The following is a 21,058-nucleotide window of genomic DNA, read 5'->3' on the forward strand; positions in this document are numbered from 1 at the left end:
ATGCAAAAACAAAGCGCTACGACGCGTTCGCGATTCACCTTGCGAACGGCGGACCTTACCCCTTAAAGGCCTTTCGCCCCGCTGCGAGGCCCGCGAAGGCCGATGCAATTGCCCCAGGGGTCGCGGACCTGACACATCCACAACCCGTCCTCGATCGCCAGCGGACCGCGATAGAGTGGCGCGCCCAGATCGTTGAAATGGGCAAGCGCCCGGTCGAAATCATCGACCTGCCAATAGACGACCGTACCGCCCGCGCCGCTTGCCACCTTCTCATCCGCCGGCACGATTTCCAGATGGGTCGAGCCAATCTTCAGATATTCGAAATCGAAAGCCTCCAGCCGACGCCGTTCGGCGCTCGGGAAGGCACGCTGGTACCAGGAAAGCCCCGCCTCCACATCGGCGACATGCACCAGAACGGCAGACACGAATACAGTCATGGGCATCCTCGTCATGGGGCGAATCGAGCCGTACGGCCTCGTCGAAAGAGGCGGCCTTATACAGCCTGGATGCGCCGCCCCCAACGCGTTTCACCCGACACTGCCCAACCTCTCCGGGCAAGGACATGGGTAAGGCGAAGGACAAGGGAGGCAAGCAGACGCGCCTGACAGGCGCGCGCCGTAAATGTGCTCTGAGGCAGGACGCTTCAGGCCCGCACCGGCACCGCCGCTGCCACGCTCGACCGATGACCTTCGTCCTTAACACGCGCCCAGTCGCACTCCTTCAGCCCCGCGGCCGCGAAGGGATCGATCAGCGTGCCCGAGACGATCGAGGCGAGCAGCGCCGGCGAAGGCGGAATTCGGGCGATCGTCGCCACCAACCGGTCGCGCAGCCAGGCAAGGGCCACCGAATCCGACTGGTAGAAGGGGGTGAAGGCCAACGACAGCATCTGGAACAGCGCCATATGGTTGCGCCTCGCCCGACCGTAGGCGGCGAGTGCGGCGTCGAGATCATCAGTCACGGAAAGCGTGTGGGCCAGCGTCGCCGCATCGATCAGCGCCATGTTGGCGCCCTGCCCCAGCTGCGGGCTTGTCGAATGCGCGCTGTCGCCGACGAAGGCGACGCGGCCCGACGCCGGCGGGCGCATGGTGCGGTGGGCATAGCGCGCCAGTGTCAGCTGCTCCCAATCGTTGATCTGGTCGAGCAAGGGCGCACATTCAGGCCAATACCCACGAATGCCCGCCTTCCATTTGTCGAGACCCGCGCGCTTCACAACATCGGCATCGCCGGCCTTGACGCTCCAGAAGAAGGCGACGCGGTTGCGAGCCCCGGCTTGCGCCCGGCCCGCCGGCAGGATGCCGATCATCACCTTGGCTCGGTCATAGCGCTGCGTCAGCGCGTGCGGGTCATGGGCAAGGCCGTCGCTGTCGAGCGTCGCCCAGAAGTCGCCATAGGCAAGTTCGCGCACGCCGGGCGCCGTCGCTGCCCCGGCTGCGATCGCCGAGCGTGCACCGGTCGCATCGATCACGAGATCGTAGCGTCCAACTTCCTGGCCCGAGGCGTCGAGCAGCAGCGCTTTTTCACCCACCGTGCTGGCCGCGGCCAGCGTCACCCCCGTGCGTATCGGAATGCCCGCCGCGACGACGGTATCGTGCAACACGCCGAACAGGGCCGCCCGCTGCACGGCCAGCCCGAAACGACCACCAGCTAGCGCATCGTAACGCACATCGAGCACGGTCCGGCCGGACTTCGCGTCGGCACCATAAAGCCGGTCGATCCGGCTGCCGAGCGACAGCATCGGCTGCAACAGGTCAAGCGCGCCCAAAACCGTCAGGCCAGTCGGCTGCAGCATCAGCCCGGAACCGACAGGTGACGGCTCCTGGAAACGTTCGAGCAGCTCAACCCGATGGCCCTGCCGGCCGAGCAGCAGGGCTGCCGCGAGCCCCGCCGGGCCGGCACCGGCAATGCCGATAGTCAGTGTCTTCATAGTCCCTCGGAATGGCGCGAGATCGAAGCGCTGCGTTTGTTTCCTCGGCAAACTATACGGAAAATCAAGGCGCTACGGCAAGCTTGCCTTGCCGGGACATGGCGTCGCGCATGGCGCGCGGGACGCAACCGCCCCTCATCCGCCTGCCGGCACCTTCTCCCCGCTTGGCGGGGAGAAGGGACATGGCGGCGCCCCTTTTGCCCCAGGACAGCGTATCTCAGTGACACCACTCGTTGACAATTGACGCCAGCGACAATGCGGCCGCATCGCTCGTCCCCTCTCCCCGCACGCGGGGAGAGGGTTAGGGTGAGGGGCAGAGCGCACCCAAAGGTGAGGCGGCTGAACGAGCCTCTCCGGCAGACCGGACAATCGCCCCCTCATGATGCCGCGTCATACACCTCGCGGGCCGAACGGATGGCCCCGTGGTTGGCAAGCGACCAGTCGACAAAATGCTTCAGCAGATCCAACAGCGAGCGCCCGAGATCGGTCAGCGCATATTCCACGCTCGGCGGCTGCGTCGGGAACACCGTGCGGCTGATATAGCCGTCGCGCTGCAGGTCGCGCAGCGTCTGCGTCAGCATGCGCTGGGAAATATCGGGGATCAGCCTTCGCAACTCCGAAAACCGCAAGGCGCCGTCGGCGAGCGACAGGATCATCAGCGAATTCCACTTGCCGCCGATATTGTCCATGACATCGCGCACCGGGCAGTTTTCGACATCCATCGGCACGCCGCAGACCATCGCCACGCGCTTGCCCTTCACATCACCGGTCAGCTTGTTCATCGGTATCTGCCTTTCTCGGCCTGTTCGACGCGGGGGACGGTACCCTTTTTGTAACCACAGCAGAAAAAACTGCCCCCTTTACAGCTCTTACCAGATTACTAGATTAGAGCAACTCTCAAAAAGAGACCAATACCGGCAGACCCGCTTTCCCTCCCGAAGCCGATCGGCTGGCACCACAGAGAAAAGGAAAAGTTCATGTCCGATACACTGCTCGTGACCGGCGCCACCGGCCAGCTCGGCAAGCTCGTGCTCGATGCGCTCCTGGCATCCGGCAAGGTCGAGCCCGCCAAAATCATCGCCACCAGCCGCGACACGGCAAAGCTGTCCGACTATGTCGGCAAGGGCGTACAGGCACGCGTTGCCGACTTCGACGATCCGGCCTCCCTCGACGAGGCTTTTGCCGGCGCCGACCGCATCCTGATCATCTCCACCGACGCACTCGACCAGCCGGGCAAGCGCCTGCGCCAGCACCTGGCCGCCGTCACCGCCGCTGAGAAGGCCGGCGCGAAGCACATTCTCTACACCTCGATGCCAAATCCGGAAACCTCGGTCATCCCGTTTGCGCCGGACCACCTCGGCACGGAAAACGCCATCAAGGCGACCGGCATCCCCTACACCATCCTGCGCAATGGCTGGTACATGGAAAACCTGTTCATGGCGCTGCCGCATGCGCTTGAAACCGGACAGTGGTACTCGTCCTCCGGCCAGGGTCGCCTCGCCCATCTCGCCCGCGCCGACGCGGCAAAGGCCGCCGCAGCCGCCCTGCTTTCCGCAGGTAGCGAAAGCCGCACCTACACGCTGACCGGACCCGAGCTGCGCTCGACCGACGAGATCGCGGCCCTCGTCTCCAAGGCCGCCGGCAAGCCGCTCGACGTCGTACACATCTCCGACGACGCGCTGGCGGGCGGCTTGAAGGGCGCGGGCCTGCCCGACTTCCTGATCCCGATCGTCGTCTCTTTCGACGCCAACACCCGCGAAGGCCATATCGATATGGTGACGAGCGACGTGAGTGCCCTGACCGGCGCCACGCCACTGCCGCTCACCGCTTTCCTCGACGCCAGCAGGGCAAGACTTGCCGGCTGACCGGCGCTCATAGAAGCGAGGTGGGCCCGGCCGTTTGCGCCGGGCTCATCGTTTGCGGCGAAGTCCGGGAACGGTTGTTCCAGATCTGCCTGCTCTGCCGACGACCGGTCAGGGTCTTGAACCAGGAATAGCGCCTTCGCGTTTTTGTTCTTGTTATGTTCCCGACATCACGATATAGATCCCGTCGGTTCCGCAACCGAGAAATGGGGGAGATCATGACCGTTTACATGACTGTGGGCGCACTGGATTCCGACACGTCCAATGCCTTCTATGACGCAGCCTTGGCGACCATCGGCTGGAGCAAGCACACGGATTTTCCGGGCTGGCGCGCCTATTCCGAAGGTGGAGCAGGCGCAGGACCTGTCCTGTGGGTCTGCAAACCCTTCAACGGCGAACCGGCAAGCGCCGGAAATGGCGCCATGGTCGGCTTCATGGTCAAATCCCGTGCGGAAGTGGATGCCTTTTACGAAGCGGCCATGGCCCATGGCGGAGCAGATGAAGGCGCGCCCGCCGCGCGCCCACATTACGGGCCCACCTGGTACGCCGCATATATGCGCGACCCCTCGGGAAACAAGATTTCCGTCGTCCATAACGATTAGCGTTTCACCCGGTTTGTGAAACATCCGAAAGCCGAGATGCTGCGCGTTCGAGGCAGACCCTGCGAAACGGCGACAGCGGCTCCATCGGCGCTGCGCGGCTTGCGTCGCCGTCTATCGAGCGGCCTCTACCGGCGCCACGTCTCCTCGCACCGCGATCTCGGCCAGGGCAAGCGCGCTGATGCCAGCAAGGAAGAAGCCGGCCGACAGGTTCAGCGTCGTACCGTCGTAGAAGGCACCCATTGCAATCGCAAACAGGGTCGCCACCAGGCTGGATCCGGAAGCGATCAACGATGCGCCCAGCCCCGCGACCTGGCCAAGCGAGCGCATGGCCATGGCGTTCAGGTTGCCGAACAGCACCCCGATCGCAAAGAACGCGGCAAAGCCGAGCGCCATCAGCACAACCAGGGGCGGCCGTCCGCCCCAGGAAGCCGATACCGTGAGCATCACCAATCCGGCTGCGGCCAGACCGAGAAAGCCATATCGCGCCATCGTCTCCGCCCCGAAGCGCTGCACGAACTTCGCGTTGAGGAATGAGGCAAGCCCGATGCCTGTCGCCAGCATCGCGAAATACAAGGGAAAGGTCTGGCCGATCCCGTAGGCATCGAAGAACAGATCCGCCGCCGTGCTGAGATAGAGGAGCTGCGCCCCGAAAACCATTCCGGTCGCCACGATCAAGAGCGTCACGCGCCGGTTCGACAGGATGCGCCGCCCGTTCAGCAGGAGAAGCTTTGAGCGAAAGGGAATGCGCTTGGCTGGCGGCAGCGTTTCCGGCTGCCGCAGCACCAGCCACACCCCGAGAAGGCCCGCCACCGCGAGGTAGACGGCAAAGACACTGCGCCAGCCGCCGATGGCGATGATGCCCTGCGCCATAGCCGGAGCTAGCATCGGCACGAGAATGAAGAGCGTGAACATGAACGACATGACGCGGGCCATTGCGTCGCCCTCGAACTGGTCGCGGATCATGGCGCGCGTGGCGATCTTCGGCCCGGACACGCCGACCCCCTGCAGCAGCCGGCCCAGAATGACCATCTCTAGCGAACCCGCGACCATGGCGATGACCGTTCCGAGCGCATAGACACCAAGGCCGAGAACAAGCGCCTTCTTTCGCCCCATAGCGTCGGAGAGCGGGCCTAGCAGCAATTCCCCGAACGCCATGCCGAGGATGAAGAGCGAAATGATGTGCTGGGTGGAAAGCGGTGGCGCGACGCCGACATCGGCGCCAATCTGGCGCAGACCCGGCAACAGCGCATCGACGCTGACGGAGGTGAGTGAGGTCAGGAGGGCATAGAGCGCGATGCGCTCACGAAAACTGGTCTGAGATGTCATTGGCCGCATATATGGGAAAACATTGGCTCAACCTATAGCAGTCTTGCCGTTGATATCTGTGGTGGAAATTGAGCACCCTTTGCAAGGGCGATCGGCGCTCAGCACGTCAGGTGTGAAGCATCCGCCAGGCTGACGACCGCCCGGTTTCGGAAGAAGTTATCCTGGCGTAGATGCGTGATGCTCCCCGATTTTGCCGGGAAGCTCAGGAAGCCGCAGGCATCGATCGGCACCTTCATCCAGGCCGCGAGAACCAGCGTCAACGTGAAGCCATGGGTGACGATGATCTGCGTCTCGCACGGCCGCTCGACGATCGCGTTCACGCGGGGATAGACGCGGGCGGCCACGTCGCGGCGCGTTTCCGCGCCATCGATCCCGCAGGGATAATCGAGCCGGTTGTCGTCGGGCGCCGGGCTATAGCGCGCGTCGAGCCACGCCTGGGGTTTCCCGCCGGCCACGCCGTAGCTGATTTCCCGGAGATCCGCGGTCTCGGCCACCGGCCGTTGGAAGCGCCTGGCAATGGCTGCCGCCGTCTGCGAAGCCCGACGAAGATCCGAGCTGTGGATCTCCACGTCTCTGTCACCAATCAACGCCAGCAGCCGTTCGGCCGTCGCCGCCGCATCCTCTTGGCCCAGCGCCGTCAGGTCGGTGTCGTACCAGCCTCCCACCCTATCCTCTTCGTGATGGATGGACTGCGTGTGGGTAACGACGAAAATGTCTTTCATATCGGTCGTCTCATCAAATTCGCGTCTTGCAGGACGCTCTGAAAAACAGAGATGCCGAGACTGTTCTGGGAGCGAAGGGCCGGACGTCCTGCAGTTGCTTCTCGTATCGTGCGAACCGCAATCATCCGGCTCAAATCGCCGCCGCTGACCGCGGCCCTACGGCCTTTGGCTGCGAACGCACACCTGTTCCCGCAACGCGACGATCTCTTCGTGATGATCGCCAAAGCTGTACATGTCGAAACAGAAGCCAATGCTCAAGGCGGTGGCAAGCTTCTGAAGCTCAAAGTCCAACTCCCAGCCGAAACTCTGCTGATAGTAGCCGACGCAGGCGATCTGAAGCCTGGCCATGGTCGCGGCGTGCAGCAGCCCCTCACGATAGGGCGAGAGGGCATCCAACAGAGATCTGACATGCTGGTTCAGCGGATGCGTATCGTCCAGCCCGCTATTCAGCTTCCAGCGTGACTGCGCCCGCCTGAAGGCATGCCCCCGTGCGAAAAACCCTTCCCCCGTTGCCCAACTTTCGCTGGGATCAAGGCCGATTGCATTAGTGATATCTGTCGGGTCGAAGGCGCCTACGGCACAGAAATAGGCATATTCGCGATCCGCGACCGCTTGCATTGCATCACACCGCCTGCCCGCAGGCGCGGCGGAAGCGGCGCACGGTCTCAGCCATGCCGTATTCCAGCGCGTCGGCCGTCAGGCCGTGGCCGATCGACACTTCGGCGATATTAGGGACGTGCTTGACGAGCAGCGGCAGGTTGGCGACCGTCAGGTCGTGGCCGGCATTCACTTCGAGGCCGAGGCTGGCGGCGATCGCGGCGGTGCGCGCCAGTTCGGCGGCAATCTTCTCCGCCTTTTCCGGGTCGTCATAGCAGCCGCCATAGGGGCCCGTGTAAAGCTCGATGCGGTCGGCACCGGTTTCCCGGGCAATGCGCAGCGCCTCCGCGTCCTCGTCGCCGTCGGCAAACAGCGAAACGCGGAATCCCTTCTTCTTCAGCCTGCCGACAACACTGCCGAGAAGGTTGTGGTTCTTGCGGAAGTCCCAGCCATGGTCGGAGGTCGCCTGCGCCGGATCATCGGGCACCAGCGTCACCTGCTCCGGCTCATGGGTTTCGACGAGGCGCAGAAACTCCTCGTTCGGGTAGCCTTCCATGTTGAATTCGGTCTCGGAAAACTCGTCGTCGATGAGATCGCGGATCGGCTGCAGGTCGGAAAAGCGCACATGCCGCTGATCGGGGCGTGGATGCACCGTCAGCCCGCTTGCGCCGGCCTCGAGAGCAATACGGCCGAGCGCAGTGACGGAAGGCCAGGGAAGATCGCGCCGGTTGCGCAGCATGGCAACGGCATTCAGATTCACGGACAGTTTTGCGGGCATGTCGGAACTTTCCAGAGGCGGGCAATGTCAATGCAATCTTCTACTGCATAATTGCAAAAACCGAAAACGGTTTGAGGCCAAGATTATGCAGCAATTCCAAAGAGTACGTCCGCCGGCGAAAGTCGGACCCGGCGTCGCCTGATTGCCGGCCATCTCTTGACGAAACCTTGACATTAGTGGGACCTAACATGCAATCAGACCCATGGGGTTGGCTCGACCCAGAGCACTCGACCGGTATGGATTCAGGCGGCGCAAGACCCGCAAACATGGTACCGCTACGTTCTGCCACAGGGAGATGGTCGCAATTCCTGCTTTTATTTCAGATAAAACTCAAGTTTGGCGCAAAGCACTCCTGACAACAGCTTTTTTTGAGCCTAAATTTCCGAATCACATCGAATGGCCATAGTCTGCCCTTCGATCACCTTCATAAAGTTTCGCGGCGAATGAACCTGGAGCAACAACCGATGACGACGGTCGAAAGACCCTGCAACGAGACGATCCGGCAGATTCTGCGCCGCATCCTCGAGAGCAAGGCTTTTGCACGTTCCGAACGCCTGCGCGCTTTTCTCGCCTATGTCGTCGACAAGGAGATGATCGGTGAAGGTCCGCAGTTGAAGGGCTACTCGATCGCCATCGACGTCTTCGATCGCCCCCAGGCGTTCAATGCCGACAGCGACCCCCTGGTGCGGGTGCATGCGGGCAAGTTGCGCAAATTGCTCAAGGCCTACTACGAGACCGACGGCGCTAGAGACGAATGGCATCTGGTCATTCCCAAGGGCACCTATGTACCCGAATACAGCCGTGGACGGATCGATGCGGTTGGTGCTGCCGAGCCGCAAGCCCGTCAGCCGAAGCTGACGAGGAAGCGCCTTCCCGGCCAGAAGACAGCTTGGCCGCCGGCACCATTGTCTTCGCCGCTCGCCGTTTTGTCCGTGTTGCCGCTGCTCCTGTTTGCGCCCCTGCCCTCGCCGGAAATGACGCTGGATATCGATGCGCAGGCGAAGCTGTTCAACGGCCGCTATGCGACCGAGCGTGTGCTGCCGTCGGTCAACGTCATTGTTTCGGGCGACCAGAACGGCGATATCAAGGCCTTCGCCACTGCCCTTCGCACCGCCGCCCAGCGCCACAAGACGCTGGCGCGCGCCACCGATGGCGACACGGGACGGCCGGTGTCGCGCAATGCCGCGCTGTCGTTTTCGCTCGACCTGACCTGGTACGATGCGCCCGCAGCCGGTGTACGCGTGACCTTGAAGCATGACGGTGAAGGCGTGCCGCTGCGGCAGGATTTCATCACCATCGAGCGGTTGAAGAGCGAGCCGGACCTTTTGTTCGAAAGCATGTCACTGGCATCGGAACTGTTCTCTCTGGATGGCGAGATCTACACCCACGCGAGCGAGGAACAGATCCAGAGCCCGCTGATGGATTGCATGACCGCGACCGCGCAATACCGCAAGCTGCTGACGCGCGACAGCTTCGAAAAGGCCTGGTCCTGCCAGCAGCAGCTGGCGCCCCTGCGCGGCGATGAGCCTCTCTTCATCCTCAGCGCCAAGAGCCCGCTAAAGGTCGTCGGACACTGACGAAAACCATGGTTCCGAGCGCCGGGAGGCGCTCGGCCGACGCCGCTCAAACCAGCATATCCCCTGCAATATTAAGGACTATTCATATATGCGATTCGCGTATACGGTGTAGTCATGCGTTGGGAATTGGTGCCTGGTTGCTCGTCAGGCAAGCACAATTGTCAGCAGTAATCGCGCCCTTGGCGCGGTGTGCCCCAGCCGAGCAGCAGGCGCCATCGTCGACTCCAGACGGTGGCTTCGGAGTGCGGATCCGTTCCGCTCCCGGTCACGGACGGTCGTGGCGGCGTCCTGATGCCTGCGGCATAATTCCGTAAATCGGCAGCGATATCGGGACCAATTATGCAGCAAATCGAAGCGTTACGACGACCTGCCCTCCCTTGATCGGGCGCGCGGCGCCGTCAACCGGGGACAATCGATATGCCGCGAGACCACTGGAAATACGAGGGCGTGCTGGCGGCGCCCGAACGTGTCGGCTACCTGCCAAAACTGCCGCTGCCCCACCACGACCCCTCAAGCCCGCTTGCAATCGCCGATATGGCCGATGCCTTCGGCGTCACCCACCGCACCCTGCATTTCTACGAGGAGAAGGGCCTGCTTATCGCCGCCCGCATGGGGCCGATGCGGGTCTATGGAGCGGACCATATCCGGCGCATGGCCGTCATCAACGCCTGCCGCGAAATCGACATGCCGATCGCCGCCATCCAGGAGCTGCTCTCGAGCCTCGCTGGAGCCGACGACCAGACCGAAGCCGACCGGCTGTTCAAGGAGGCGCTGCTGTCGCGGCGGCGGGAACTGGCCGCCCAGCAATCCAACCTGCGCCGACAGATGCAACGCATATCCGAACTCCTGGAAAGCGAAACAGAGAATGGCGAGCCCTCACCCGATGACGCCGCACACGTGCACCTCTCACCGATCGAAAGCGAGTGCCTGACCTTCATGGCCGAAGGCTATCCCGCCTCTCGCATCGCCCGTTTGATGGAGATGGATCTGGCGGCAGCCTTGACGCTCGAAGCCGGAATCATCCGCAAATTCAATGCCCATAACCGCTTCCAGGCCATCGCCAAGGCGGTGCTTTCGGGCATGATCGCCGCGGAATAAATGGGGTAAAGGCCCCGCGCCGGCGCCCCCAACTCGCCAAGGGGATGGCGAGAAGCGTTGCCCACCGCGTGCCGAAGGCAGACGATTGTCGGCCGTTTTCGCGGGACCATTCGGCTGCAATTCTCTGGCGGTCAGGGATAATATGATGTTCTCGGCGCCACCTGCATGGTACGAGGCGCCGAAACAACATGAACGAGACACCCCGATGCTTCCCTGGATCCAGCTAGACCGCGCAACCATTCCCGGCGATGGCGACGAGTTGCGCCTGAAGCAGCGCGGCAGCGAGTTTTCCATCATGCTCGGCTCGACCGAATTGATGAACAGCCGGTTGAGCGGCTCGGAAGAAGCGTTGGCCACGCTGAGCTATGAGCGGATCGCCGGCCGCAAGAATGCCAGCATGCTGATCGGCGGGCTCGGCATGGGGTTTACCTTGCGCGCCGCCCTCGGCGTCCTCCCGGACGATGCCAGAGTGGTCGTCGCCGAGCTCGTGCCTGCCGTGGTCGACTGGGCGCGCGGCCCGATGGCGGATCTGCACAAGGGCACGCTCGACGATCCCAGGGTCGAGATCCATGTCGGCGATGTCGGTGGGCTGATCCGTTCGAAATCGGCCGCTTACGATGCCATCCTGCTCGATGTCGACAATGGCCCCGACGGGTTGACGCGCCCTTCCAACGACAGCCTCTACAACCACACCGGCCTGCGTGCCGCCAAGGCTGCGTTGCGCGCCAACGGCGTGCTTGCCGTCTGGTCTTCGGCGCCGGATAGCGCTTTTACCCGCCGATTGCGCGAAGTCGGCTTTGCCACCGACGAGGTGAATGTGCGCGCAAATGGCAAACGCGGCGGCGCACGCCATGTGCTCTGGATGGCGACCAAGCGATAACCGCCAGGTTGCTGCCAGCCGTCCATTGCCAATCGGGCCCTACGACGGCGATGTCGGCGGAATAAATCTAGGTCGTCACACCTTGCGGAAGGCCCGGCTCGACACCGAGATCGGGTTGTCGCTTGGGTCCTTCGCGTTGGCGAACTGATAGCCGTCAGCCTGATGGATCGAGCCAAACACCAGCCCTTCGGCAGCGCAGCGGGCGCAGAACGCCTCGACATCCCTGACATCGAACACCAGCTTGACCAGCGACTGGCCGCGCCGCTGCCCCTTGGCCGCCGGGTGGACCATCAGGTTGGCGCCGCCCTGGCCGCAGATCAGCTCGACGATCCGGTCGCCCGCTTCGCGTGAAGCCTCGAAACCGAAGTGCATCTCGTAGAAGCGAACGGTCGCCTCCACATCATGGGCGTAAAGGATGATCCGGTTGATCGGCACGGGGTCTCCTCCGCTCGAAGCCTCGGCGACCGCCCGAAGTCAGCGAACGATCGTCAGGCGTTCGGCCGCGCGGGTAATCGCGGTATAGAGCCAGCGCTCGCGGGTATCGCGGAAGGCCCAGCTCTCGTCGAACAAAACGACGTTGTTCCACTGCGAGCCCTGCGCCTTGTGCACCGTCAGGGCATAGCCGAAGTCGAATTCGTCGTAGCGCTTGCGGGTCGTCCAGGGAATTTCGCCCTCGACGTCCTCGAAGGCCGCCTTCAACAGCTTGATTTTGGCCGCACCGCGATCCATGTCGTCGTCCTCAGGGCGGATCATCAGGTTGATGCCCGGCTTGACCGTTTCCTTCGACGAACTCATGACCTGCCAGAGCGAGCCGTTGAGCAGGCCCTTGGCCGGGTCGTTCCTGAGGCACACCAGCTTGTCGCCAGATTGCGGATACTCGCTGGTAAAGCCCTTGAGCTCGCGAAGCCGCTGGTTGTAGCGCCGCCGGGTCTTGTTGGTGCCAACCAGCACCTGGTCGGCCTCCAGCACCAGTTCCTGGTTGACCTGCCCGCGGCCGATGACCTGCGTGGTGCCGTAGTCGCCATGCGCGATCTCGTTGCCCTCGCGCACCTGCATCGCCAACCGGATGATCGGGTTGTCGCGCGCCTGGCGGTGGATATCGGTGAGCAGGTAGTCCGGCTCCTGGTTGGTGAAATAGCCGCCGCCAGTGACCGGCGGCAGCTGGCCGGGATCGCCCAGAACCAGGATCGGCGTGCCAAAACTCATCAGGTCCTTGCCGAGCGCCTCGTCGACCATCGAGCATTCGTCGACGATGATCAGCGCCGCCTTGGCGACCGGGCTCTGGCGGTTGATCGAAAACATCGGCGCGATCGAGGTCTTGCCGGTTTCCTCGTCGGAAACCTCTTCCTCGCCGCGCGGCCGGTAGATCAGCGAGTGGATGGTCTTGGCGTTGCTCGCCCCCTTGGAGCGCAGAACCTGGGCGGCCTTGCCGGTAAACGCGGCAAACAGCACGTCGCCGTCGACATGTTCGGCAAAATGGCGCGCAAGCGTCGTCTTGCCGGTGCCGGCATAACCGAACAGCCGGAAGAGCGGCGAGCGGCCTTCCTTCAACCATTGCGAAACGGCCTTGAGGGCCTCGTCCTGTTGCGGAGCAAATTGCATGACGCGAAGTGTCAGGATTCGGGGTGCACAAGCAAGCCCGGATTTCCGGCCCGCAGCCGGCGGCTGCGCTCTGAGCGGGCCCCGATCACCAAATCCTGCACCGGATCGCCCGGATATCGCGGGTCTATCTGACGTCCGGGTGCACGGCGACACATCACGACTGCCCAACGCAAGGGCAACGCCCCAGTACAGTTCGACCCGAGATCTCGATCTCCCGCCGTCTCGGCTGTGGCCATTTCTTGCCCTGTGGGCTGCCTGCCGCTTGAATGCCCGCGCGCAATGCTGCTAACGAGCGGTTGCGCAGCATATCGCCCCATCGACGGGGCTGTCCGCGCCAAACTGATCAGGCACGCGCGAACGCGCAAAGCTCCTGAAGCAATGCCGGAGAATGCCCTTGAAGCCCGACCAGCCCGCCATGCCCACCCCTTCGGCACCCGTCGGCATCGGCCGGCTCGCACCGGCGCTGCAGTGGCTGCTTCTCACGCTGGTCTCGCTGGTCTTTACGGTGATCCTCGAATTGATCGGCATCCCCGCCGGCTTGCTGATGGGGCCGATGTTCGCGGCCGTCCTCTTCGGCATGAACGGCAGCACCATCCGCTTGCCCAAGCAGGTGTATTTCTGCGTGCAGTTCATTCTGGCAATGATGATCGCCGGCGCGATGACGCCGGGCATGCTTGGCACTTTTTCCGGCAACTGGCCGCTGTTCCTCAGCGTCATTCTTTCCGTCATCGCCGTCAGCACGCTGTGCGGCTGGGTGATCACCCGCATGCGCATCCTGCCGGGCACGACCGCGATCTGGGGCTCGTCGGCGGGAGCTGCCTCCACCATGCTGATGATGGCGGATGCCTACGGCGCCGATGCGCGCCTCGTCGCCTTCATGCAGTATCTGCGCGTCATCTTCGTGGCCAGCACCGCGACCATGGTCGCCCATCTCTGGGTCACCGGCACCGAGGCCGAAACCACGATCGTCTGGTTCGAGCCGGTCTCTGTGCTTCCCTTCCTGACAACGCTTGCCGTCGGGCTTGGCGCCGCCTTTGCCGGCCGGATGCTGCGCGTGCCGGCCGGCGCATTCCTGATGCCGTTTCTCGTCGGCGCGGTGCTCAATGTCAGCGGCGTCATGACCACCGAGCTGCCGCAATGGCTGCTGGCGCTCTGTTATGGCCTGCTCGGCTGGAACATCGGCCTCGGTTTCACCCGCTCGATCCTTGCCCATGCCCGCCGCGCCCTGGTGCCGACGGTGATCTCGATCGTCGTGCTGATCTCGTTTTCCGGTCTGCTCGCCCTCATCTTGATCAAGGTGGCCGGCATCGATCCGCTGACGGCCTATCTCGCCACCAGCCCGGGTGGCCTCGATTCCATCGCGGTGATCGCGGCCTCCAGCAATGTCGACCTCTCCTTCGTCATGGCGCTGCAGTCCGCCCGCCTGATGATCATCACCATGATCGGCCCGGCGCTCGCCCGCTTCGTCGCGGATCGCGCCTGAGCGCGGCCAGCATCGTCGCCTTCAAGAAAATCGCGACGATGCAACACATCCGGGAATAATCGCCACCCTCCTCGTGTCTCATGTTCGGAAACGCACCCCGCGCACTCCATCAGAAACAACTTGAGGAAGGAAAGCTCCCATGAGACCGTTACCCATAGCGATTGCTATTTCTCTTGTCGCCGGCGTCGCCTTTGCGGCACCGCCGGTCAAGACGGTCGAAACGGCGAAGGGCAATGTGCTCGCCGCCGCCAACGGCATGACGCTTTATACGTTCAAGAACGACAAGAAGGGCGAGTCCAGCTGCTACGATTCCTGCGCCACCAACTGGCCGCCGTTCATGGTCGAAGGCGATGCCAAGGCCGAGGGCGCCTTTACGATCGTCGAGCGCAAGGACGGAGCCAAGCAATGGGCGAAGGACGGCATGCCGCTGTACTTCTGGATCAAGGACAAAAAGATGGGTGACGCGACCGGCGATGGCGTAAAGGGCGTCTGGGATGTCGTCAAGCCGTGACCGCATGAGCGAGGGTGCGGAGGCGAATGCCGCCGCGCCCGACCGGTTCGAGGAGGACGTGCTGGCGCTAATGCCGGCGCTTCGGCGCTATTCGCGCAGCCTCGTGCGTTCGGATCCGGATGGTGAAGACCTGCTGCAGGATTGTGTAGAGAAGGTTCTGGCGCGCCGCGCCCAGTGGCGCGGGGTCAACCTGCGCGCCTGGGCCTTCACCATCATGACCAATCTCAGCCGCAACCGGCACCGCCACACGGCGCTCCACCCGCAGGTCGAACTCGACGACGACCTCGGACTGCAGGCCGAAACCTATGAGAGCGATCCGCTAGAGCGCTCGCGGCTGGAGCGCGCGCTCAACGGGCTTTCGGCGGAAAACCGCTCGGTGCTGATGCTCGTGGTGATCGAGGGATACCGATACCAGGATGTGGCCGACATGCTGGCCATACCGATCGGCACGGTGATGTCGCGGCTGTCGCGCGCGCGCCACCAGCTTGCCGAAGCGATGAAGGACGACAACGTGATCAGCATGCGGAGACCGAAATGACGGACGAATTGAACACCGTCTCCGAAGACGACCTCAACGCCTATGTCGACGGCTTCCTGAGCGAGGCGGACCGGGCGCGGGTCGAGCAATGGCTCGAGCGCAATCCGGCGCGCGCCGAAGACGTTCGCCAATGGCAGGCCCAGGCAGCCGAGCTTCGTGCCATGTTCTCCCCCTATGCCCGCAGCGACGAGCGCGACCGCGCGTTGCTGTCAGCCACAAATGTCAGCGAGGTTGCCACTTCGGGCGATCGCTGGACCGAACGCCTTGGCAGCCGTATTGCCGCCGGTCTCCTGCTTTTTGCCGCCGGCGCCCTCACCGGGCTCTATGCTCCGCATATCCTTACGCCCCAGCGGTCAGAGCAAGTTGCCCAGGTAACGGAAAGCCTGCCGCGCCAGGCGCAATCGGCATTTCTCATCTATGCGAGCGAAGTACGCCACGCCGTCGAGGTCGGGCCGGACCAGCAGACCCACCTTGCCAACTGGCTCGGCAAGCGCCTCGATCATCCGCTCAACATCCCCGATCTGTCGAGCCTCGGCTTTTCACTCGTCGGCGGCCGGCTGCTGCCGGTCAATGGCAAGGCGGGCGCGCTGTTCATGTATGAGGATGCAAGCGGCCAGCGGCTGACGGTTCTGCTCGGCCGCAATCCCGACAACCGCGAGACGAGCTTCCGCATCGACAGCAGCGGTGGCGTCGAGACCTTCTACTGGATCGATGGCCCGATCGGCTACGCCGTCACCGGCGAAGTGCCGCGCGCGCTTCTGCAGAAGGTCGCCGACGAATGCTACCGCCAGTTCGAGAAGCCGGCTGCGTCCTGAACGCAGTTCGTTCGCCGGTGTCCCGGAGGATCGCACAATTGGCGGCAGCGCCCGGAACTAAGGTTCGCTGCACGCCGTGTTCGGTCAATGGCTTGAGCCTTCAGCGGCACCGGGTATAGATCCGCCCGTAGGCATCGACAACCTGCACGCAGCCGGGCGCGTAGACCGTCGCGCCCACCGCAGCTCCCGCTGCAATTGTCCGGCGTGTCGTGCGGCGCGCCACTCCGGCGTAGCTGACCGGCGTCAGCGGGCGTCCGACAATGGCCTGGGCTTCGGAGATGAAGGAGCCGGTTCCATCCGTCGGAATATCGCCCAGGAGCATCGCGGCAATACCGATTGCCAGGGCGGCTAGTCTTGCATAGCGGGTCATTGGCTGCCTCCTTCGGGAACTTCATCTATATGGGGCATCGCCTTCGCATCCACCCGTTTGCTGTCGGCCGGCGGTGCGAACTTGAAGTCATTCTTCGCCTCTCCACTCCAGGAATTGATGACGAGCGTGTACTGCGGCGCCTGCCCCACAGCCTTGGAGGTGATGACATACTTGCAAGGGATTGGTTCCGGCCCGGTGCGCACCCACAACTGCCAATCCGTATCGGCGTTACGGAAGGCGAGGTGCTCGCACTCGATTCCGCCAACCACACCGGTGCCTATATGCTTGGCATCGATGATGCCGGCATTGAGCGCATCGTAGACGTTGGACAGAAGCAGGTCGGCTCCAGGCAACGCCTGGCCATCTGCTTCAAGCTTCGAAACAAGCTCGTCGAGCGTACCGGGCATGTCGGCCTGCATGAACACTTTGGCGTTCTTCGCGTGAACGGTCATCTGCTTGCCGTCGAAAAACATCTCGACATCGGCGAAACCGCCTGTGCGGGCAGCATAAACCTTGTCCGGGCGGCTGACGGACACCTCACCCGAACTTGCGAACTGAACCTTCTGCATTTCGGGCGTCACAACCTCGATGTCGGAGTTGAAGGTTGCGGTAAAGGCCTGCTGTTTCGCCAGGTAATCCGACATGGATTTCAGAATGGCGCGGGCATTATCCTCCGCATGCGCAGCAGGCACGAACAGTGCCAAGACGAGTATTCCTGTTGCTAGTCGACTTTCGGCTCTCATGGTTTCCTCCACCATTGAAACGGCCTGAATGGACTCAATCGCTGGGACTTTGCATGGATGGTCTTGAGCAGCTTGCCGGTCGGGAGCGATGTCAGGACGGCCGGCGTCTGATCGCGCAATTCGATGGGATGTGAACAGTCTGCAACCTCATCCCCGCGAGTGATCATCGTTGACAAAATCGCGTTCGCCAACATCTTTTCCGCGCCATCGTTCAAGCGCCGGATTGCATTGGTTTCTTTTTTCCATCGGCACGGGTTATCGGGCGTACGCCCAGGGCTGCGCAGTCTCCCTTGGCGTTACGGTCATCGATGAATGCACTGCTGTTGCGCTATCGGCGTCGAGCCCTCGGCAACCCATCCGGCTCCCAAAACGGCCCGGCACACGGAGTGAGCCCGCCGATCAGCCCACGCCTGGCCGCGCTGACTGGACCTGCATCGGCTATGCCTGCCTGCTTGGGTCGGACGCTGCGCCAGCATGGGCGCACCCCGGCCGCTACCGCAGCGGATCGTTCTCAATGAGGATCGGATGCCCGTGCGGCGTCGCTTCGGCCGCGCGCTGCCAGCGCTGCGTCAGATGCTCCAACTCGCCGCCGGATACGATCGAAAGCTCGGTGACAAGCCGCGATAGCGCCGCCACCCAACAATCGAAATAGTCGCTGGCATCCGCCTTGCGGCCGGGCTTGTAGAGTTCGGCCGAAAGCGCCTCGGCCCATTCCGGCCAGGAGAACACGCCCTTTTCGTGCAGCCGCACGGTCATGGCGAAGGCAGAGGCCTGCCATGGCTCGGCGAAAACAGGATCGCCCTCCGGCGATTTCGGCAGCTCTGCGGAAGCAACCAGTGGCGACGCCACCTTACACATGTTCAAGATAGCTCTCCCAGGCATCGATCGAGACCGTCAGCGTCGGGTCGGCGCCCTCGCCCCAGATCTCACCCCCGTCGAACACCACGGTATAGAGCCACTGCGCGCTCTCGCCGCGGCCATGGGCATTGTCGTCAGGAAAGACGAAGGAGCCCTGCACCGCCTCGATCGTGCCGATCTTGGCACGCGCATAGCGCGGCAGCCGCGTATGGGTCGTCGGATTGAAATTCTTCGTGCGCACCCGTTCGCCGACGACGAAGCCCGGGCGCTGATCGACCGGGCGGTCGCAGGGGCCGCCCTTGGCAAGCACGCCCGGCACCATCTCGGCCTTCAGCACCCGCTTGGGTGCCGCACCTTTTTCGAGCATGTGGCCGCCGTCGAGCTCGGCCTGGGTGACGAAGCCGTGGCGCTTCAAAAGCGTTTCCAGCGCCCGAGTCCAGATCTCGTAATAGCTTGCCGAGAGATAGGTCGCCGGGGCCAAGTTTTCGCGCGCATGCCGGCTCTCGTCGATCGTCCAGGCGCCGAATGCGCCGCAGGAAAGCGTCACGCCAAGCGCCCGCTTTTCCCATTCGGCGTGAAAATAGGGTTCGTTCGGCTCGGGCGCGACCGGCCCCATGCCATGCTGCCCGCCCAGATCGTGCGGCCCGTTCATCGCAGCACCTCCGGGGAAAGGGCAAGCCCGGTGCCGATCATCGCGTCACGGGTCACGAGGTCGGCAAGCTGCTCCTCGCCAAGGCCGTCGGTCCCTGCAGGCCGCACCGGCACCACGAGATAACGCAGCTCCGCCGTCGAATCCCAGACGCGGATGCGGGTTTCGTCTGACAGCGTCAGCCCGAATTCCGCCAGCACCCCGCGCGGGTCGATGACCGCACGCGAGCGATAGGGCGGCGCCTTGTACCAGACCGGCGGCAGGCCGAGAACCGACCAAGGGTAACAGGAGCAGAGCGTGCAGACGACAAGATTGTGGGTGTCTGCAGTGTTGAACACGGCACGCATGTGCTCGCCCTGCCGGCCGGTATAGCCGAGGCTGGCGATTGCCGCCGTTGCGTCACGCTTCAGCCAGTCGGCAAATTCGGCATCGCTCCAGGCCTTGGCGACGACACGGGCGCCATTGCGCGGGCCGATCTTGGTCTCGTAGGTCTCGACGATGGCATCGATCGCCGCCGGGTCGATCAGCCCCTTCTCCGTCAGCACCGTTTCCAGCGCCTTTACCCGCGCTTCCATGTCGGTGAAATGGTTGTCGTGGTGATGGTCGTGATCATGGTGATCGTGGCCATGATGGTGTTCGGACATTGCCTGGCTCCTCGCAGCACGGCGCCCCGCGGCCACGCCGATGGCGCCGCTGCCTCCCTGAGGCAACAGTCGTAGCGAATAAACGCCGATTTCGAAATCGATTTTACCAGCGGCCGTGGGCCAGAATTGTCACCGTAACAAGTCCGGTTCGACATGGTCCTGCCACCCAGGCCAACCCGACGACCTCGACCGCAAGTCATCATCAAGCAAGCGACGACGAGATGATTGCAATCCGCGACCGTCACAAGTCCAAGGTTGCGTTAAGGTCTTCGCACGCCCGGTGATTCGACGCGACGACCCTCCAGTGGCGGCGGATTCGGGACGAGGCATGAGGGAACGGACAGCGGATGACGACACCAATCGAAAGTGCTTTCCCATCCCGTGCGATCAGGATCGTTGCGCCGTCGTTTTCCCTTGGCTTCTTTTTCTTGCTACTGGCACTTTTCCCGTTGCCGTTCGCAGTCGGGCTGCTGCGGCTGCCGATCGACGAGATCAGGCGCGATTACGCCATCAGCCAGAACCCCGTTCTCGTCAGCGGCGCGGAGATCTGCACGGTCGATTGCGTGCGTGGCAGCGGCGAGCCGCCGCTCTGCAAAACGCAGGTTCGCTTTCAGCACGATGGCAGGCCCGAAGAGCATGTCTTGAGCACCCGTTCGGTCGGCCAACCCGGCGCTTGCCGGCAGGGCAACGTTACCATCGCCGGCGACAATCCCGAGCATATCAGCCTCGCCCATGATTATCGCACCATCATGCGGTCGACTGCGCAGCGACTTATCCTCGGCGCCGGCCTTGCGCTGTTCAGTCTCGTCATGTTGCTCAAGGCTATGCCCATTTTCCTTGCTCGCCGCGTGGCCGGCCGGCAGTATCTGCTGAAACCGGTCATCGTCGATCTCAGCGGCAGCCAGGTGCTGCGCTACACGACGAGCCTTCCCTTGGCGCGCGGTGCGATCAAGACAGCCTATACCCGGATGAAACCGGGCGAGCACCCGCTGTACCTCCGGCCGACCGGCGACAGCGGAACGTTGCCGGCAACCGCCTTTGCCGGTCACGACTACCCCGCCCTTGCCGTTGTTGCCGAAGGCGTGTCGCTGCCGATCCTGCTTGACGACAAGCTCACCCGGCTCGATCTGAGCGAGCCGGAGCGCAAGCGCATTCGAGCGGCCATCGACGAAACCATCGGGCAGTCCGACGGAGACATCGTAACCCCTGCTTCGGTGCGGGAGAGGCTCATCCGGCCTTTGTTGAGACGCAAGCCCCTCGATGGACCGCGATTGTCGCCAAAATGGGCATACCGGCTTGCCATTAGCGGGGCCGCTGCGGTCGCGATTCTGCTCCTTATCATATCGCCCTGGCTCGACGTTTTCGGCGACTGAAGACCTAGCCATGTCCGCATGGGCCATGGAATGGCGCCAGCTCGGCGCGGCGAACGCCTTCCCTTGCGTCCTTCAGCAAGACGGAACCCATTCAACGCATGAAGCT

General features: G+C 63.3%; 24 protein-coding genes. 10 read left to right on the forward strand and 14 right to left on the reverse strand.

What is annotated here, in order from left to right:
- Positions 1–62 precede the first annotated feature (62 nt).
- From AC07UR_RS11985 to AC07UR_RS11995, 3 genes are all read right to left on the reverse strand, one after another.
- Complete coding sequence (locus tag AC07UR_RS11985) at positions 63–437, reverse strand: VOC family protein (RefSeq protein ID WP_209790774.1); 375 nt, start codon at positions 435–437, stop codon at positions 63–65.
- 206 nt (positions 438–643) lie between these two features.
- Positions 644–1,924, reverse strand: a complete 1,281-nt coding sequence (locus tag AC07UR_RS11990) for an FAD-dependent oxidoreductase (RefSeq protein WP_209790773.1) — start codon at positions 1,922–1,924, stop codon at positions 644–646.
- Positions 1,925–2,301: 377 nt separating this feature from the next.
- A complete protein-coding gene (locus tag AC07UR_RS11995; protein WP_209790772.1) occupies positions 2,302–2,706 on the reverse strand; it encodes a winged helix-turn-helix transcriptional regulator in 405 nt (134 codons plus the stop codon).
- 195 nt (positions 2,707–2,901) lie between these two features.
- On the opposite strand from AC07UR_RS11995, the gene AC07UR_RS12000 reads away from it, so the two are divergent.
- Positions 2,902–3,789, forward strand: a complete 888-nt coding sequence (locus AC07UR_RS12000; RefSeq protein ID WP_209790771.1) for an SDR family oxidoreductase — start codon at positions 2,902–2,904, stop codon at positions 3,787–3,789.
- A gap of 215 nt (positions 3,790–4,004) precedes the next feature.
- Positions 4,005–4,388 (forward strand): VOC family protein, encoded by a 384-nt coding sequence (locus AC07UR_RS12005; protein ID WP_209790770.1) that lies wholly within the window; start codon positions 4,005–4,007, stop codon positions 4,386–4,388.
- A 111-nt stretch (positions 4,389–4,499) separates the two neighbouring features.
- Here the strand turns inward: AC07UR_RS12005 and AC07UR_RS12010 are convergent, their stop codons facing one another.
- From AC07UR_RS12010 to AC07UR_RS12025, 4 genes are all read right to left on the reverse strand, one after another.
- On the reverse strand, positions 4,500–5,714 hold the full coding sequence (locus tag AC07UR_RS12010; RefSeq protein WP_209790769.1) for a multidrug effflux MFS transporter: 1,215 nt from the start codon (positions 5,712–5,714) through the stop codon (positions 4,500–4,502).
- A gap of 98 nt (positions 5,715–5,812) precedes the next feature.
- Positions 5,813–6,436: a histidine phosphatase family protein gene (locus tag AC07UR_RS12015; RefSeq protein WP_209790768.1), complete on the reverse strand. Its 624-nt coding sequence runs from the start codon at positions 6,434–6,436 to the stop codon at positions 5,813–5,815.
- 156 nt (positions 6,437–6,592) lie between these two features.
- Positions 6,593–7,054, reverse strand: coding sequence for a DUF4279 domain-containing protein (locus AC07UR_RS12020; protein ID WP_173420522.1), 462 nt, complete (start codon positions 7,052–7,054; stop codon positions 6,593–6,595).
- 4 nt (positions 7,055–7,058) lie between these two features.
- Positions 7,059–7,811, reverse strand: coding sequence for a pyridoxine 5'-phosphate synthase (locus AC07UR_RS12025; RefSeq protein ID WP_209790767.1), 753 nt, complete (start codon positions 7,809–7,811; stop codon positions 7,059–7,061).
- 464 nt (positions 7,812–8,275) lie between these two features.
- Between AC07UR_RS12025 and AC07UR_RS12030 the strand changes: the two genes are divergently transcribed.
- The 3 genes from AC07UR_RS12030 to AC07UR_RS12040 all read left to right on the forward strand — a co-directional run bounded on the left by AC07UR_RS12030 (position 8,276) and on the right by AC07UR_RS12040 (position 11,366).
- On the forward strand, positions 8,276–9,388 hold the full coding sequence (locus AC07UR_RS12030; RefSeq protein ID WP_209790766.1) for a hypothetical protein: 1,113 nt from the start codon (positions 8,276–8,278) through the stop codon (positions 9,386–9,388).
- Positions 9,389–9,805: 417 nt separating this feature from the next.
- Positions 9,806–10,486, forward strand: a complete 681-nt coding sequence (locus tag AC07UR_RS12035; protein WP_173420525.1) for a MerR family transcriptional regulator — start codon at positions 9,806–9,808, stop codon at positions 10,484–10,486.
- Positions 10,487–10,691: 205 nt separating this feature from the next.
- Positions 10,692–11,366, forward strand: a complete 675-nt coding sequence (locus tag AC07UR_RS12040) for a spermine/spermidine synthase domain-containing protein (RefSeq protein ID WP_173420526.1) — start codon at positions 10,692–10,694, stop codon at positions 11,364–11,366.
- 75 nt (positions 11,367–11,441) lie between these two features.
- Here the strand turns inward: AC07UR_RS12040 and AC07UR_RS12045 are convergent, their stop codons facing one another.
- Complete coding sequence (locus AC07UR_RS12045) at positions 11,442–11,801, reverse strand: VOC family protein (protein WP_209790765.1); 360 nt, start codon at positions 11,799–11,801, stop codon at positions 11,442–11,444.
- A gap of 39 nt (positions 11,802–11,840) precedes the next feature.
- The gene (locus AC07UR_RS12050) at positions 11,841–12,968 is read right to left on the reverse strand and encodes an ATP-dependent DNA helicase (RefSeq protein WP_209790764.1); all 1,128 of its coding nucleotides are present in this window, start codon (positions 12,966–12,968) and stop codon (positions 11,841–11,843) included.
- A gap of 394 nt (positions 12,969–13,362) precedes the next feature.
- Here AC07UR_RS12050 and AC07UR_RS12055 point away from each other — a divergent pair, with 394 nt between their 5' ends.
- The 4 genes from AC07UR_RS12055 (at position 13,363) to AC07UR_RS12070 (ending at position 16,315) form a co-directional block, all read left to right on the forward strand.
- Complete coding sequence (locus AC07UR_RS12055; protein WP_209790763.1) at positions 13,363–14,451, forward strand: AbrB family transcriptional regulator; 1,089 nt, start codon at positions 13,363–13,365, stop codon at positions 14,449–14,451.
- 139 nt (positions 14,452–14,590) lie between these two features.
- The gene (locus AC07UR_RS12060) at positions 14,591–14,962 is read left to right on the forward strand and encodes a COG4315 family predicted lipoprotein (protein WP_209790762.1); all 372 of its coding nucleotides are present in this window, start codon (positions 14,591–14,593) and stop codon (positions 14,960–14,962) included.
- Positions 14,946–15,500 (forward strand): RNA polymerase sigma factor, encoded by a 555-nt coding sequence (locus tag AC07UR_RS12065; RefSeq protein WP_173420531.1) that lies wholly within the window; start codon positions 14,946–14,948, stop codon positions 15,498–15,500. The genes AC07UR_RS12060 and AC07UR_RS12065 overlap by 17 nt, the downstream gene beginning before the upstream one ends.
- Positions 15,497–16,315 (forward strand): anti-sigma factor family protein, encoded by an 819-nt coding sequence (locus AC07UR_RS12070; RefSeq protein WP_209790761.1) that lies wholly within the window; start codon positions 15,497–15,499, stop codon positions 16,313–16,315. Before AC07UR_RS12065 ends, AC07UR_RS12070 begins: the two co-directional genes overlap by 4 nt.
- A 100-nt stretch (positions 16,316–16,415) precedes the next feature.
- Here AC07UR_RS12070 and AC07UR_RS12075 read toward each other — a convergent pair whose 3' ends face one another.
- The 5 genes from AC07UR_RS12075 to nthA all read right to left on the reverse strand — a co-directional run bounded on the left by AC07UR_RS12075 (position 16,416) and on the right by nthA (position 19,579).
- Positions 16,416–16,685, reverse strand: a complete 270-nt coding sequence (locus AC07UR_RS12075) for a hypothetical protein (RefSeq protein ID WP_173420533.1) — start codon at positions 16,683–16,685, stop codon at positions 16,416–16,418.
- Complete coding sequence (locus tag AC07UR_RS12080) at positions 16,682–17,389, reverse strand: DUF2092 domain-containing protein (protein WP_234902816.1); 708 nt, start codon at positions 17,387–17,389, stop codon at positions 16,682–16,684. Before AC07UR_RS12080 ends, AC07UR_RS12075 begins: the two co-directional genes overlap by 4 nt.
- A gap of 531 nt (positions 17,390–17,920) precedes the next feature.
- Complete coding sequence (locus AC07UR_RS12085) at positions 17,921–18,286, reverse strand: nitrile hydratase accessory protein (RefSeq protein ID WP_173421048.1); 366 nt, start codon at positions 18,284–18,286, stop codon at positions 17,921–17,923.
- Positions 18,279–18,938, reverse strand: coding sequence for a nitrile hydratase subunit beta (nthB, locus tag AC07UR_RS12090; protein WP_209790760.1), 660 nt, complete (start codon positions 18,936–18,938; stop codon positions 18,279–18,281). The genes AC07UR_RS12085 and nthB overlap by 8 nt, the downstream gene beginning before the upstream one ends.
- Entirely contained in the window at positions 18,935–19,579 is a 645-nt protein-coding gene (nthA, locus tag AC07UR_RS12095) for a nitrile hydratase subunit alpha (protein ID WP_209790759.1), read from the reverse strand. The genes nthB and nthA overlap by 4 nt, the downstream gene beginning before the upstream one ends.
- Before the next feature lie 347 nt (positions 19,580–19,926).
- Between nthA and AC07UR_RS12100 the strand changes: the two genes are divergently transcribed.
- A complete protein-coding gene (locus tag AC07UR_RS12100; RefSeq protein WP_209790758.1) occupies positions 19,927–20,952 on the forward strand; it encodes a hypothetical protein in 1,026 nt (341 codons plus the stop codon).
- Positions 20,953–21,058: the final 106 nt, after the last annotated feature.

The sequence above is a fragment of the Ensifer sp. GW821-FHT05G01 genome (genome assembly GCF_059419585.1).

Coding starts and splice junctions, on each gene's coding strand:
- nthB (WP_209790760.1), bottom strand. CDS start 18,938: ATGAACGGGCCGCACGATCTGGGCGGGCAGCATGGCATGGGGCCGGTC.
- nthA (WP_209790759.1), bottom strand. CDS start 19,579: ATGTCCGAACACCATCATGGCCACGATCACCATGATCACGACCATCAC.
- AC07UR_RS11985 (WP_209790774.1), bottom strand. CDS start 437: ATGACTGTATTCGTGTCTGCCGTTCTGGTGCATGTCGCCGATGTGGAG.
- AC07UR_RS12000 (WP_209790771.1), top strand. CDS start 2,902: ATGTCCGATACACTGCTCGTGACCGGCGCCACCGGCCAGCTCGGCAAG.
- AC07UR_RS12005 (WP_209790770.1), top strand. CDS start 4,005: ATGACCGTTTACATGACTGTGGGCGCACTGGATTCCGACACGTCCAAT.
- AC07UR_RS11995 (WP_209790772.1), bottom strand. CDS start 2,706: ATGAACAAGCTGACCGGTGATGTGAAGGGCAAGCGCGTGGCGATGGTC.
- AC07UR_RS12035 (WP_173420525.1), top strand. CDS start 9,806: ATGCCGCGAGACCACTGGAAATACGAGGGCGTGCTGGCGGCGCCCGAA.
- AC07UR_RS12030 (WP_209790766.1), top strand. CDS start 8,276: ATGACGACGGTCGAAAGACCCTGCAACGAGACGATCCGGCAGATTCTG.
- AC07UR_RS11990 (WP_209790773.1), bottom strand. CDS start 1,924: ATGAAGACACTGACTATCGGCATTGCCGGTGCCGGCCCGGCGGGGCTC.
- AC07UR_RS12075 (WP_173420533.1), bottom strand. CDS start 16,685: ATGACCCGCTATGCAAGACTAGCCGCCCTGGCAATCGGTATTGCCGCG.
- AC07UR_RS12040 (WP_173420526.1), top strand. CDS start 10,692: ATGCTTCCCTGGATCCAGCTAGACCGCGCAACCATTCCCGGCGATGGC.
- AC07UR_RS12060 (WP_209790762.1), top strand. CDS start 14,591: ATGAGACCGTTACCCATAGCGATTGCTATTTCTCTTGTCGCCGGCGTC.
- AC07UR_RS12100 (WP_209790758.1), top strand. CDS start 19,927: ATGACGACACCAATCGAAAGTGCTTTCCCATCCCGTGCGATCAGGATC.
- AC07UR_RS12010 (WP_209790769.1), bottom strand. CDS start 5,714: ATGACATCTCAGACCAGTTTTCGTGAGCGCATCGCGCTCTATGCCCTC.
- AC07UR_RS12050 (WP_209790764.1), bottom strand. CDS start 12,968: ATGCAATTTGCTCCGCAACAGGACGAGGCCCTCAAGGCCGTTTCGCAA.
- AC07UR_RS12015 (WP_209790768.1), bottom strand. CDS start 6,436: ATGAAAGACATTTTCGTCGTTACCCACACGCAGTCCATCCATCACGAA.
- AC07UR_RS12020 (WP_173420522.1), bottom strand. CDS start 7,054: ATGCAAGCGGTCGCGGATCGCGAATATGCCTATTTCTGTGCCGTAGGC.
- AC07UR_RS12065 (WP_173420531.1), top strand. CDS start 14,946: ATGTCGTCAAGCCGTGACCGCATGAGCGAGGGTGCGGAGGCGAATGCC.
- AC07UR_RS12085 (WP_173421048.1), bottom strand. CDS start 18,286: ATGTGTAAGGTGGCGTCGCCACTGGTTGCTTCCGCAGAGCTGCCGAAA.
- AC07UR_RS12070 (WP_209790761.1), top strand. CDS start 15,497: ATGACGGACGAATTGAACACCGTCTCCGAAGACGACCTCAACGCCTAT.
- AC07UR_RS12025 (WP_209790767.1), bottom strand. CDS start 7,811: ATGCCCGCAAAACTGTCCGTGAATCTGAATGCCGTTGCCATGCTGCGC.